Origin of the sequence: Chitinimonas sp. JJ19 (assembly GCF_036961565.1) — a bacterium.
Lineage (GTDB): Bacteria > Pseudomonadota > Gammaproteobacteria > Burkholderiales > Chitinimonadaceae > Chitinimonas.
Genome location: NZ_JBAMDD010000002.1, coordinates 409,796 through 422,996 on the forward strand (window position 1 = coordinate 409,796; position 13,201 = coordinate 422,996).

A 13,201-nucleotide genomic window follows, 5' to 3' on the forward strand; every position below is an offset into this window, starting at 1 on the left:
ACTACTGCCTTGTCTGCCCTGGGCCTAGCCATGCCGTGTCGCCTCCACCGGCGCCAGCCGGCTGGCCCGGATGGCCGGATAGATGGTGACCAGCAAGGTCAGCAACAGCACGAACAACAGGCAGAAGGCCAGCTTGCCGGGGTAGATGAAGGAGAAGAAACGATCGGGCAGCAGCACGCCCCCCGCCTCCAGCGTGGTCCCGAACACCTCGCGGAAATTCAGCCCCTCGGTAGCAAAGTGATGGTGGCCGGCATAACCCAGGGCGCCGCCCAGGGCGATACAGAACAAGGCCAGGAACAAGGCCTCCCAGAACACCACCCGCACCACCAGGGCGGGGCTGGCCCCCAGTGCCAGCATCACCCCGAACTCGCGGGTACGCTTCATCACCGAGATCAGGATGGTGTTGAGGATGGCAGCGGCCACCACCACAAAGACGATGACCATCAGCAGATACATGCCCGCCGCATCCAGCATCACCGCCGAGTGCAGCTCGGGCGCAACCTGATCCCAGCGCAATACCTCGTACTTGTCAGCCGGCAACTGGCTGGCCAGCCTGGCCGCCACCGGCCCCACCTTCTCCACATCATCGAGATACAACGCCAGCACGCTCACTTCCTGGCCCAGTCTGGCCAGCCGCTGTGCATCGGCAATGTCCAGCTCTGCCCAGAAAGCATCCAACTCCTGCATACCTGTCTTGAAGATACCGGTGACCAGGAAGGCCTCGCGTGACAGATCGGAACTACCCTTGGGTTTGACGCTGACAGTGACGCGGTCACCCAGTCCCACCTCCAGATTGCGCGCCAACTGCTCGCCTATCACGATGCCGGGCAAGCCATGACCTGAGCGCTCGCGCGGCAGCTCGGCCAGAGTCTGGCCAGCCATCATCGATTTGCGGTCGGCGATGCGCGACACCTGCACTTCCAGGCCGGGGTCCACCCCAGACAGCGTGATGGGCACGCCATTGGCGCCCGCCTGTATCAGGCCATTCAGGTGCAGGCGCCGCACCATATGGGTCAGCTCGGGCACACTTTGCTGCAGCTGCTGCCCCGTGGCGGTGGCGTCTACCAGCAGGTGCTCCAGCGAGGGATCATCGTTATAGCCCTGCTGGTACACCAGCACATGACCCAGGCCCATCTTGATGCCGATATCGACCATGGCCCGATGACCGCCATCCGACAATCCCTGGAACAGGATCATCAGGCTGACGGTGGCCACGATCATGATGGACGTCAGCAGGCTACGCTGACGGTTGCGCAACAGATTGCGCATGGCAAGTTTACGTTCCAGTTTCATGCAGACCTCATGCCCAGAGCCGGTGAGATACGCGCCGCCCGGATGGCCGGGTGCAGCGCTGCCAGGATGGCGATCAGCCACATGGCTACCAAGGGAATCACAACGCCGCTGGCAGTCAGCTCAGCCCGCAGTACCGGCGCCACCTCCACCCCGGACAGCGAGAACTCGCCAAAGCTGCGGATATCCCAGCCCACCTGCTGCAGATACAGAATCAGCCCCAAGCCCAGCACCAGACCTGCCGCCGTGGCCAGCAGGGTCAGCAGCAGGGTTTCCAGCAGCACCAGCCAGGTCACACCCGGTGCCGACAAGCCCAGCGCCTTCATCATGCTCAGTTCCTTCTGCCGCTCCAGCACGCTCATCAACATGGTGTTGAGTACGCCGCTGCCGGCAATCAGGAACACGATGAACACCAAACTGCCCATCAGCATGCGGTTGGAGGTGATCAAGGCCAGGATATCCGGCCGCAATGCCGCCCAATCCTGCACCGACAAGGCCTGGCCGCCGCTCAATACCTGCTGCAGGCTGGCTGCAAGGGCCTGCGCCTGCTGGGGCTGCTGCGCCCGTATGGCCAGTTCATGCACCTGCTCCTGCAAGCCCAGCATCTGCTGCAAGTCCGCCAGATGCAGCAAGGCGCGGGTACGGTCCAGCAAGTCGGTGCCGGTACGGCTGATCCCCACCACCTGAACCTGCAGCGATAGCTGGGCGCCTTGCGCGTTCTCGTACAGCACCGTCACCAGATCACCAGGCCGCACACCCAGATTGCGGGCCAGCTTGTTGCCCAACACCACAGCGGGCGGCTTGCTGGGGGTAGGGGCTATCTGCTCGACGATGGCCTGGGTCTGCGCCGCCAGCCCGGCCGGTGCCGGCACGGCGGGCGCCGCATCCAGTTGCTCGATCTGGTCGAAGGCACTGGCAATGGCCTGCTCGGTCAGCGCCCTGTCCTGGGCCGCCTGGGCTTCACTCAGTTGCTTGCTAGCCGGCCAGGGTGTGGGGGCGGCCGGTAGAAAGCTGCCTGCCACGATCTGCCGTGGCATGCGGGTCACCGCCCCTTCATGCACCGGGTCCACGCCCAACAGCTGCACGCCGATGGCACGCTGGCGATAGCTGAGATAGGCCCAGCCATACAGGCGGCCACTGACCGCCGCGATACCCGGCTGCGCCGCCACCTTCTCGCTCAGTACCGGCGCCTGCTGCACGGTCTTGAGCAATTGCCGGCGCGACAGATAGTCGGGGTGGTGCACCTGGATATGGCCCAATTGCCCATCGGTAGTGCCGTTGATCAATTCCGCGCTGAGCCCCTCCATGATGCCCAGCACGGCTATGCACATGCCTACCCCCAGGGCGATACCCGCGCCGGTAATCAGGGAGCGGCGGCGGTTACGGCCCAGGTTGCGAAAAGCAATCCTTGCAATGGCGTTCATGCACCGTCTCCTATTGCAAGGCGCGTTCGCCGAAATTCTCGGCGGACACCTTCACGTTGAACTTCAGCTTGCGATACTCGATCTCGGTGAACTCACCCCGCTTGGCCGGCAGCAGCATGGTCATGCGGGTGGGCACGGTCTTGCCGTCCATGGCCTTCAGTGCCGAATAGCTGAGCGTGCGCGCAGCCTGGGCGTCCTCAGCACGCTGGAAGTAATCAAGCTGCTTGGGATAGGCCCGTTGCTGGCCATCCAGGTACAGCTGGTACACCACCTTGCCCCAGGCCACGGGGGCGGTCGGCTTGGGGCTGAGCTTGATGGTGTAGTGGCGAACAGCCCCTATGCCCTCCTCCTGCCCGGCCTGCTGCTGCAGCAGCTGGTAATCGTAGTGGCGTGACAGATCCGTCTCCCGCATCAGATCGTCATTGCTGAAGTGACTGCCCATCCAGTTGTCACCCAGCATGGAGCTGCCCATAACCGTGACCCGGCTGTTGCGTGGGTCGTAGAAACTGATCTTGTCGTCCACCTTCACGGTGGCATTGCCGCGCCACAGTGCCGGTCCCAGCATCTTGATCAGGACCTTGCTCGACTCTGCCCTGTCGTCCGTCAGCACCATCAGGTCGTACTCGCGCTGATAGGCTTCCTTCTTGATCTTCATGCTCATGATGGCGGCCGAGGTATCGCCGCGCAGTATGGTCTCCGCCTGCTTGATCCATTGCTGCAGGGGCAGGCTGTCCGCCGCACTGGCATGGGCCGCAAGGCTCAATAGCAAGGTCAGGGGAACGGTAAGGGTGCGATATGTAGCCATACTGTCTTTCCAACGGAATGGTGATGGGTGCACGGTGCGGCTGCGCCGCAGGTGGAAAACGGGGCTCAACATGCCAGCGGACTCACCGCGCGGCGGTAGCGGAACTCGGTGGTGGGCGGCTGTACGGGCTCACCCAGGCGAGCGAAGAACCAGATCTCATCGGGCTCGGCCAGCAGGCATTCCAGCCGCTCACGTATCTCGCTGTGCTGTAGCACCACGCTGACCGGATGCAGTGCCATGCCCCTATCCGTGGCGGCCAGCCATAAATCCAGCATGGCCTCGCCGGCCAGCAGCTGTTGCTCAGCCGCCCTGGCCGGGCTGCCTGCATAGCTCAGGTAGCACAGCGCGGCACTGTTGCGTACCAGCCCGCCCAACTGGCTGGCGATATTGCGGGTCAGGCCGAACCTTGCCGTCAGGGGTAGCAGGGCAGGTGCCAGCGCAGCGCGATAGGCCCAGCGCTTCCACCCAGGCAATGGGCCGGTCAGTTGCTGGATATTGAATCCCTCGCCCTCTATCGCCCCGCTGCGGGCCGAGAAGTCGATATAGCGGTAGGTCTCGCGCCAAGCGCGGCTGTCGCTGAAATCGCGCTCGGCATACTGGCCCACGAACCGCGCCAACCGCTCGATATCGATGCTGTTGTCGCAATGGGTCCAGCGTAGCGGGCCATCGTCCTGCAGGCGGTAAGGCAGCACGGTAGGCAGCGGCTGTGCCGGGCCACCACGAACCGGCCGCTTGTAAGGTGTCCTCAGGGTGCGCCGGCTTTCCACCAATTGCTGCAGCCTTGCCAGCGCTTCCGCTTGCGGCGCCTGCTCCACCGACCCCAGCATCAGCACCAACAGCGGCTCGCAATGATGTAGTTGCAGCGCGCCCAACTCGGTCAACGGCGCGCCATGCTCAGGCACCAGGCGAGCCTCCACCATCACGCCCTGCAAGCGCAGGAAGTTATAGAAAAGCGTGGCAAAAGCCCCTGCACTCATGCGCATCTCACGCCGCAGAGAGGGCAAGGCCGTCAGGCAGCGTTCACGGTCCAGCCCCAGCACCAGCACCTGTCGCAGATCGCGATGTGCACAGGCAACCAGGTCCAGGTGGGTGAAATAGAAGTCCGGCTCGAAGCTGCACACCTGCCAGGGTTGGCAGTTGTGCGACGACGGCGCCAGCCTGGCCAGATCGGCCGCGCGCTTGATCTTTTCAGCAAGTAGCATGGTGTCGTGCAGGTTCAAAACACGCTCACCAACTTCTCACGGTTCAGTTCAAACCCGTGCATGCGTGCCAGCGCCTCGATTTCGCGTACCTGACGGGTGGTCACCGCCCCCTTGCTGTAGTCCGACTTGATGCCTGCCAGCCCCAGCAGCAGGGTCTCACCTGCACAGGCGTAAACCTGGCCACGGCCAAGCTGTATGCCAGGCAGGTCAAAATCGGGGTTGTGCGGCATGCTGACCACGCCACCCCGTATCAGGCGCAGGCTGGGCACCTGCTGCGACAGATCGCGGACGACATCCCCCGGTATGGCGATATCACTGATCAACACCGGCTTGTCAGCCGCGAAGTGGCTGGCATCGAGGAAAGGCTTGCTGCTGTTGGAGGCACTGACCACGATATCGGCCGCCCGGCAGCTATGGGTCTCCTCGCTGTATGCCAGCAGGCCCTCCGCCATCAGATGGCTCATGGCGGCGCCCAAAGCCGCCTCGGTTGCCATGCCATCGCGCAAGGCGTGCTGGTAATGCAGGGCAAAGCGCTGCTTGAGCAAACCGCCACCAGCCGCCTCCACCTGCTCGGCCAGGTCACGCACCACATAATCAGCCACTGCGGCCAGGCGTGACCCCGCACCAGCACGCCCCACCAGGGTCAGACGGGCACACTCATGGGCGATCAGGGCGGCATGGACCATGCCGATATTCCCGGTAGCCCCCACCACCGCCACATGGGCCTCGGCCAGCCGCAGACCATGCGCACCAGCACTGTGACGCAAGGTGGCCAGGCTGGTCGCCACCGTCAGCGCATTACCCGATGTCACGGCAGGAAAGCTGTAGTCGAACTCACTGCAGTTGGCCGTCACGATGGAGGTATAGCCGCCGAAGCCAACCATGGAGCAGCCATCCTGGCGGGCCAGATCGTAGGCAGTCAGCACCTGCTTGCGGATACGGTCCGATTTATTGAAGCGGATATCGTCCTCTATCGTCTCCGCATCCATCAGGATGCCGTAGAGTATGACCTCCACCTGCTTGCCCAAGGGCGAGCGCACCTGCCGCCGCACAATGCGCTGCGGCTCCAGGGTGGACTGTATCTGTTCCCGCAGGCGGCCCAACTCCTCTTCGTCGAAAGCGGCCAGCGAGGGGTCCCACTCCAGCAAACTGCTGGTGTCGATCAAATGGGCAATAAAGCCCACCTTTTCCATGGCCATCGCCTCTGCCGGCTCACGCTGCGGATGCAATAAGGGGGCACCGGCAGCGGCCGGCTGCCGCCCAGCAGCACCGGGTTCGATCAGATAGGCCAGCAAACCCGCCACATCCTCACCGGCCAGCAAGGCACACAGATCATCCAGGCCCGCCTGCAGTTGTGGGATGTACTCAGGGCGGAAGTAGGCCGAGGGCTCCAGCCGCAGTACACCACGCTTGCCCAGCGAAGGCAGCACCCGTATCTGCCGCCTATGCAGCAGGTAGCCCGCGCAGATCATGCTCAGCATGCCGTCCTGCGCCAGGCTGGACAGCACTGCCGAGGGATGGGCCGACAGATCCTGCAACTCCAGCCCCAGCATCGCACCCTTGCCGCGCACATCCTTGATCACACCAGGCCACTTGCGCTGCAGTGCCTGCAGGGATTCGGTCAGGGCGGAGCCCAGTTGCGCACAGCGTGCCGGCAGACCATCACGTTCTATGATCTCCAGCGTACGCTTGGCCAGGGTGGTCGACAGATCATCCTCGGCAAAGGTCGAGCTGTGCAGCATGCTGAACTCATTGCGGTAGCGGTCGGTGGCTATCGCCAGTGCCGATATCTTGGCGTAACCGCCACCCAGCGATTTGGAGAAGGTCAGGTAGTCGTTGGGCAGGCCCTGTGCCTGGCTTTCCAGAAAGCTGCCCGAACGGCCCAGGCCACACTGTATTTCGTCGGCAATGATGGCCACCTCAGGGTGCTCGGCCTTGATCCGCAGCAACAGTTCGCGACGCTCGGCACTCACCTCCACTATCCCGCCCTCGCCCTGTATGGGTTCATAGATCAGGGCCGCCAGGGTGTTGAACTGGCGTATTTCCAGCCGTAATGGCGCAAAGGCAAACTGGTAGTAACACTGCTGGCGGCTGGCCAGCAGGTCGGCAAATGCCGCGCAATCGTCAATGAACACGGCATCCGGATTGTTACGGATAAAGGGCAGGCGGGCATCGCGGTTCCAGGTCAGCGCCAATGAACCACGGGTCTTGCCGTGGAAGGCCCCCTTGAAGGCCGCCACGAACTCATGGCGGTTGAAGGCTTGCTGATTGCGGTGTGCCAAGGCCGTCAGCAGCGCATCCAGGTCGTCCAGCGGCTCCTGCTGGAGCACCCGTTCACACTGCAGCAGAAACGCCTCGCTGATCTCCAGCTCGCCGCGCTCCAGCTTGATCTGCAGCATGCGTACGCTATCCGCTGCTTCGTCGGCCATGCGCTGCAGGCGCCGGGCATATTCATACTGGGCATGCTTGATGGCCGCCTCGACCGCCTCGGTGCCGGTATTGAGCACCACGATCTGGTAGTCGCGCCCGCCATGCCGCTTGAGGCTGTTGGCCAAGGCTTCGCGCAAGGCCACCGATTGGCCGCGCCGTGCACCCTGGGCATGGATGGGGCGACCGGCCGCCACGCATTGCTCCAGCGCCTGCCGTATCTCCGGGTGGTTATGTCCCAGCAAGGTGGAACCAAAGCCCCCCACCATGTCCAGTATGGGAGTCAGCCCGGCCTCGCCGTCTTCGCCACCTTCCATGTAGAGCATATCGCCCTCGGCCTTGCTGAAATCCACCAGCAGGCCGGCTGCCTGCAGCAGGGCTTCCTTACCCATCACACTCTGACCGACCAGCTTTTCCATCTTCCTCATTCCTTCTTGCTTGTTTGGCTAGGTATATAGAGCGGTTAACAAAACCCAGCGCAGCGGTTCTGGCTAGGCGTGCGAGCGATGACAGTACGTAGGTACGGCAAGCTCGCACAACAACGCCGAAAGGTTTTGTTAGCGGCGCTTATTGGCTGGATGCCTGGCGTATTGACACTGCCGACCGCAATTGGCGGGCAAGGTTGTTCTTGAGGACTTCCGTCGTGCCGGAGAACACGCTAGCCGGCATGGCATTGCGCAACTGCCGCTCTATCTCGCCGCAGAGTATTCCCTGGGCGCCGTGAATCTGGACGGCCGCCAGGCCGTTCTGCATGGCCGCGTCCGACACCAGCAGCTTGGCCATGGCCGCGCAGGCGCTATCCGGCCTGCCCTGGTCCAGCAACCAGGCCGATTTGTAGATGGCCAACCGGGCCGACTCCAGCCGCAGCGACATATCGACCAGCTTGTGGCTGACGGCCTGGTAGGCCGAGATGGCCTGGCCGAACTGCTGCCGCGACTCACTACGAGCCACGCAAAGATCCAACTGCCGCTGCATCACCCCCAGGTACAGGGCGAACAGACAGGTACGCTCCCACTCCATCGATACCTGGAAGATCGGGCCACCACTGCCCTCGGCCCCGATACGGTCCGCCTCGGGCACCCAGACATGTTCAAAGCGGATATCACCCATGGCCGCCGTGCGCAGCCCCAGCTTCTCGTGCGGCACCGCGCTGATGCTGACCCCTGGTGCATCGGCCGGCAGGATAAAGGTACTGAAATCGAAATAGCTCTGGCCCGGGCCCGTGCGGGCGTGGACCAGCAGGAAGTCCGCCACCGGCGCATTGGTGATGTAGCACTTGCTGCCATTGATCACATAGCCCGGCCCCTCCTTCTTCGCCTGGGTCTGCATGGCGAACACATCCGAGCCTGCCTCCACCTCGGTCACCGCATGGGCACCTATCTGTCCCTGCATGACGCGTGGCAGCCACCGTTCCAGCTGCGCCGGCTTGCCATACTTGAGCAGGGGATGCAGGCAGGCGCACAGATGGGCCGACAGGGCAAATACCAGGCCGGTATCCTGGCAATGCTGCCCCAGTGCCTCCAAGGCCAGGGCGGCATCGACGGCGCCATAACCCAAGCCGCCGCGCTCGGTATCGACAAACAGGCTGCTGAAGCCGTGCCGGTGCAGCACCTGCCAGAGCGGTCGGGAGAACGCCGCAGCCAGGTCGCGCTGCGTCAGTTCGGGATCGGCCAGTTCGGCGGCGATCTCGGCAATGCCGCGCTGGATGGCGGCTTGCTGTGCATTAAGCGAAAAATCCATGGTTCACTCGGGAAGGGATGCAGCAATGGGGGGAGATTCCATCAACAGATGGAAATTGATACCGCCGGTACCAAAGGCATTGATGGCAGCGCGGCGCGGTCCCTGCGCGGGGCGGGGCCAGCTCTGCGTATGCGCCAGCACGTCAAAGCCGCGCTCAGCCAGCTGCAACTCAGGATTGATGGCGCCACGCAGACGGTTGGCGGGCAGCTGCCCCCGCTCCATGACCAGCACCGTCTTGATCACGCTGGCCATGCCCGCTGCGGCAAAGCAGTGGCCAAAGCGGGTCTTGAGCGCGCCCAACTTGCGCATACGCCCAGGCAGGGGGCGGTAGACCTGGGCCAGTGAGCTGATCTCCACCTGGTCCCCAATCCGGGTGCCCGTGCCATGGGTCTCAATGAAATCTATCCCCTCGGTACCGTGCGGCGACTGGAGCAGCGCCCTTTCCATGGCCTTGACCTGCCCCTCGGTATTGGGCGCAATCATCGACTTGGCATCGGTGCTGCCGGCCAGCGCGGTAATCAGTGCACGTGCGGTGAGGCCGGCCGGCAAGTCATAGGCCCGGCGCAACACCAGGGTGCCGGCGCCATCACCAGGCGTGAAGCCACTGGCCGTGCTGCTGAAGGTGGCAATCAGGTCTGGCGCCAGCATCCGTTGCGAAGAGCACAGGCAAAGATCATTGATATTGACCGGCAACTCCACCCCGCTGACCAGGGCCACATCGCAGCGGCCAGCCCGCAGGCTGTTCACCGCCAGGTCCAGGGCGGCCAGCGAGCCGGCACACGCCGCTTCCACCGCCACACACTGGGCGTGCAAGCCAAACTGCTCCGCCACCAACCGGCTGATACCGCTGGCAGCCAGCAGCTCCAACGCCGGTGCATGCTCGCCCTGCACGGCCCATTGTCGCGACACCGCCGCCAGGCCAGCCTGCACTGCGGACCCAGCAAGACCCTGCGCCTGTGCCACCTTGCGGAAGCAAGCCACCACCTGCTGGCGGAAGTACCGGCTGGCGGCCAGCTTCTCTACGCCCAGGGTGAGATTGGAAGCCGTCACCGCCAACACCCGCCCTCCCCCTGCCGCCGCAGGCACGCTGCGCACCGCCTCCTGCGCCGCGGTACAGGCCGCCAACTGGGCCGGGCCATAGCCCTGCTCGGCCAGCCCGCTCTGTATCCGCTCCAACCACCCCAGCGGCATGGCGGAGGCACGGGCGATGTAGTAACTACCGGGGGCCGCCGGATCCTCATGGCGGTAAACCTGGGGCAGAAAGCGCTGCCCATCCAGGCTGCCGAAGCTGTCGGCCGCGCCACTCAGGTATTCCCAGTATTCATCCAGGCCTATGGCCTGGCCGAAGCAGCCCCCCATGCCCACCAGCGCAACAGGCTGCTGCACCGTGCCGATGGGCGTGGCAGAGGCCGCCCCAGGAAACTCGCTTTGCAGGCGCACGCCAAAGGCACAACCACGCAGGTCCTCACCCGCTACCATGGCCGCAATGGCACCGCCCCCCAAAGCCACGGTCTGGCTGGGCAGTATCAGGTTGAGTAAGTCGGTAAAGGGGCGTGCCACCGCCTCATCCTGGCCACGGGACGGTGGCACCTGGCGGTGCTCCAATACCAGCAGCGCCTTCAACATGCCGGTCAGCACACTGGCGGCATAGGTGTAGCCCGTTGCATTCTGGGCAGCCCCCCAATAGCACTTGCGCTGTGCATCATTGCGGTAGGCCGCGGCGGCAGTCGCCGCCAGCATGGTGGCGTAGCGCGCCTCGCAGCAATTGCGCAGCATATCCACATAAACCAGGTCGGCAGTGCACAGGGCTGATCGCTGCATCGCCAGCTCAGCCTCGTCACCGGCCGGGCAGGCATACAGCCCACCCAGGTAGGCCAGCGCCCTCGGCTCGGGCTGATGGCAGGCTTTCAGCACCAGGGCGCAAGCACCCTCCCCCACCCCGCCCAGGCCTTCCTCGGCATGCGTCGGGCCCGGTAGTTCGGCTGTAATGCCCTGGCCTGCCAGCACCTCCAGCATCAATTCCGATTCCAAGCCCTGCCCCGCCAGCAGCAAGACGGCCTTGGCACGGCCCTGCCGCAATGATTCACACGCCGCCAGCAAAGCCTGCACACCGCCACCATCCAGCGACTCCAGCGCCATGGACTGGCCGCGCAGCTTGAAGAAGCCGGCAATGCGGGCAGGGATGGAGCTGGCCATCTCGCCCACCTTGTCGTGCGAGCTGGCCGAAAAATCCTGCTGCAGCCCCTGGCGCAGCTTGCCTGCCAGCAGCTCAGCCTGGCCTTCGTCGCCAGCCGCCGCAGCCGCAAACTCAACGGCCAGGTGTTGCGCCTGTATGCGCGCAAAGTTCTCGTAGCCACGGTTCAGGCCAAAGCCGCTGCAGAAAATCACATCGGTGTACTCGGCCTCAATACCCCCGTCTGCCAAGCCGGCCTGTTGCAGGGCCTGCTGCGCCAGCTCGAACAGGTGCAGCTGCAGGGTGTTGATGGAATCCCGATAGATGGGCGGAATACCGAACTGCGCCAGCTCCGCCCGTACCGGTCCCATACGCCGCAAACCCTCGGCCGCCACCTGCCCAGGCATCTGCAAGCGCTGCCACAACGCAGCCGGTGACGCTATATCAGCGTAGCGGCAGGCCATCCCCACCACGGCAACTGCCGGTGCGTGATCTTCAGTCCGCTGCATCAGGCGCTCACCAGCTTGTCGGCATCGGCCAGGGCACGGTAATCAATCTTGCCATTGGCGTTTTTTGGCAATGCCACCATCTGGCACAAGCCATGCGGAATCATGTAGCGCGGCAAACGGGTCGCACAGAATATCTTGAGGTCGGCAATCGAAATACTGGCGTCAGCCTGGCGCGTCGCCAGGTAAACCATCAGCCGTACGACCGGGCCAGCCTCTGCCAACACCGCCACCTCATGAATATCGGGATGGGTGGCCAGCACCGCCTCTATCTCGCCCAGCTCAACCCGGTAGCCATTGAGCTTGAGCATGCGATCCATGCGCCCGTGGTAGACCAGCACCCCATCGCGGTACGACCCGTAGTCGCCGGTGGCATGTTGATTGAGCACATGGTTCTCGGCATTGACGGCATCATGCCGCCGCCAGTAGCCCGGTGTGACGCAGGCACCGGCTACCCAGATCTCGCCAAGCTGGCCCTCTTCCGTCCCCAGACGGCGGCCATCCTGGTCGCGTAGCCAGACCTCAGCTCCCCGTATGGGCCGGCCTATGGGCAGCGGGGCCGATCCTGCCAGGTCCGCCTCGCTGACCTTGTGATACAGACACACGTTAGTCTCGGTCGGGCCATAAAAATTGTAGAGCTGGCAACTGGCCGGCAACTGCCTCGCCAGCGACTGCAGTTGCGGCAAGGGCATCACTTCGCCCGCAAAGATCACATAACGCAGGCTCAGCGGTGCCAGCGCCTCCCAGATACCAGCCCGGCTCAGCAGGGCCAGCAGTGACGGCACGGTGTACAGCACGGTGATCTGCTGCTGCCGCAGCACATCCGCCAGGCGACCCAGGGTTTGCTGCTCCTGCTCATGGCTCACATAGACCGAGGCGCCATGCAGCAGGCTGCAGAACAGGTCGAAGGTACTGAGGTCAAAATTGAAGCTGGCGATGTTCAGCAGCCTGTCATCCTGGCTCAGCGCCAGCTCCTCGCCGCACCAGCCTATGAAGTTGGACAGGTTGCGGTGGCTCAGCTGCACGCCCTTGGGCTTGCCGGTCGAACCCGAGGTATAGAGTATGGCCGCCACCTGGCTGGGCGGAACCGGCTTCCCGCCGTCCAGCGTCAACGCCCTGTCCAGCAGCATGGCATCGCCCACCACCAGCAGCCTGCCATCCTCACCATCGGGTGCCGCCTCCCCCTGTGACAGCAGCAGGATCAGGCGCTCCACGCAATCGGGCACGCCCAGCAACTGCAATTCGGCATAGTGCGCGGTATCGACTATCAGTACGCTGGCCTGCGCATCCTCCACGATACCTGCAGCCCGATGCACGGGCTGGCCGCCATCCAGCGGTACATAGCAAGCGCCTGCGTACAGGCTGGCCAGAATGGACAAGGCATAGTGATTGCCCTTAGCCATCCAGATCGCCACCCTTTGCTCGGCCACATCGGCAAGCTGCTCACTGGCCAATGCAGCCACCCAGGCGGCCGCTCGGCCATAGCTGACTCCCCCCTCTGCCAACAGGAAGGGCCGCTCCGGACTGGTCCGGGCGTAGCGCGCAAGGGGCTGGTGCACGGCCTCTGGCGGTGCAATCTGACGGTGTTGTGGCATGGCGGGTCTTCCGGTGTTGGTCTGACGCGGGCTAGGTTC

General features: G+C 64.0%; 8 protein-coding genes. All 8 read right to left on the reverse strand.

Annotated elements, in window-relative coordinates:
• Positions 1–24 precede the first annotated feature (24 nt).
• The 8 genes from V7714_RS04315 to V7714_RS04350 all read right to left on the reverse strand — a co-directional run bounded on the left by V7714_RS04315 (position 25) and on the right by V7714_RS04350 (position 13,162).
• A complete protein-coding gene (locus tag V7714_RS04315; RefSeq protein WP_335708600.1) occupies positions 25–1,293 on the reverse strand; it encodes an ABC transporter permease in 1,269 nt (422 codons plus the stop codon).
• Positions 1,290–2,714, reverse strand: coding sequence for an ABC transporter permease (locus V7714_RS04320; protein ID WP_335708601.1), 1,425 nt, complete (start codon positions 2,712–2,714; stop codon positions 1,290–1,292). The genes V7714_RS04315 and V7714_RS04320 overlap by 4 nt, the downstream gene beginning before the upstream one ends.
• Positions 2,715–2,724: 10 nt before the next feature.
• Positions 2,725–3,519 carry an outer membrane lipoprotein-sorting protein gene (locus V7714_RS04325; protein ID WP_335708602.1) on the reverse strand — a complete coding sequence of 265 codons (795 nt, stop codon included), beginning with the start codon at positions 3,517–3,519 and terminating at the stop codon, positions 2,725–2,727.
• Between the two features lie 65 nt (positions 3,520–3,584).
• On the reverse strand, positions 3,585–4,721 hold the full coding sequence (locus V7714_RS04330) for a hypothetical protein (RefSeq protein WP_335708603.1): 1,137 nt from the start codon (positions 4,719–4,721) through the stop codon (positions 3,585–3,587).
• A gap of 14 nt (positions 4,722–4,735) precedes the next feature.
• On the reverse strand, positions 4,736–7,567 hold the full coding sequence (locus V7714_RS04335; RefSeq protein WP_335708604.1) for an aminotransferase class III-fold pyridoxal phosphate-dependent enzyme: 2,832 nt from the start codon (positions 7,565–7,567) through the stop codon (positions 4,736–4,738).
• A gap of 148 nt (positions 7,568–7,715) precedes the next feature.
• Positions 7,716–8,888, reverse strand: coding sequence for an acyl-CoA dehydrogenase family protein (locus V7714_RS04340; RefSeq protein ID WP_335708605.1), 1,173 nt, complete (start codon positions 8,886–8,888; stop codon positions 7,716–7,718).
• 3 nt (positions 8,889–8,891) lie between these two features.
• Positions 8,892–11,570: a polyketide synthase gene (locus V7714_RS04345; RefSeq protein WP_335708606.1), complete on the reverse strand. Its 2,679-nt coding sequence runs from the start codon at positions 11,568–11,570 to the stop codon at positions 8,892–8,894.
• The gene (locus tag V7714_RS04350) at positions 11,570–13,162 is read right to left on the reverse strand and encodes an amino acid adenylation domain-containing protein (RefSeq protein WP_335708607.1); all 1,593 of its coding nucleotides are present in this window, start codon (positions 13,160–13,162) and stop codon (positions 11,570–11,572) included. Before V7714_RS04350 ends, V7714_RS04345 begins: the two co-directional genes overlap by 1 nt.
• Positions 13,163–13,201: the final 39 nt, after the last annotated feature.

Bases quoted from the DNA above. Each gene is read 5' to 3' on its own strand.
- V7714_RS04315 (WP_335708600.1), bottom strand. From the start codon at position 1,293: ATGAAACTGGAACGTAAACTTGCCATGCGCAATCTGTTGCGCAACCGT.
- V7714_RS04335 (WP_335708604.1), bottom strand. From the start codon at position 7,567: ATGGAAAAGCTGGTCGGTCAGAGTGTGATGGGTAAGGAAGCCCTGCTG.
- V7714_RS04330 (WP_335708603.1), bottom strand. From the start codon at position 4,721: ATGCTACTTGCTGAAAAGATCAAGCGCGCGGCCGATCTGGCCAGGCTG.
- V7714_RS04350 (WP_335708607.1), bottom strand. From the start codon at position 13,162: ATGCCACAACACCGTCAGATTGCACCGCCAGAGGCCGTGCACCAGCCC.
- V7714_RS04345 (WP_335708606.1), bottom strand. From the start codon at position 11,570: ATGCAGCGGACTGAAGATCACGCACCGGCAGTTGCCGTGGTGGGGATG.
- V7714_RS04320 (WP_335708601.1), bottom strand. From the start codon at position 2,714: ATGAACGCCATTGCAAGGATTGCTTTTCGCAACCTGGGCCGTAACCGC.
- V7714_RS04340 (WP_335708605.1), bottom strand. From the start codon at position 8,888: ATGGATTTTTCGCTTAATGCACAGCAAGCCGCCATCCAGCGCGGCATT.
- V7714_RS04325 (WP_335708602.1), bottom strand. From the start codon at position 3,519: ATGGCTACATATCGCACCCTTACCGTTCCCCTGACCTTGCTATTGAGC.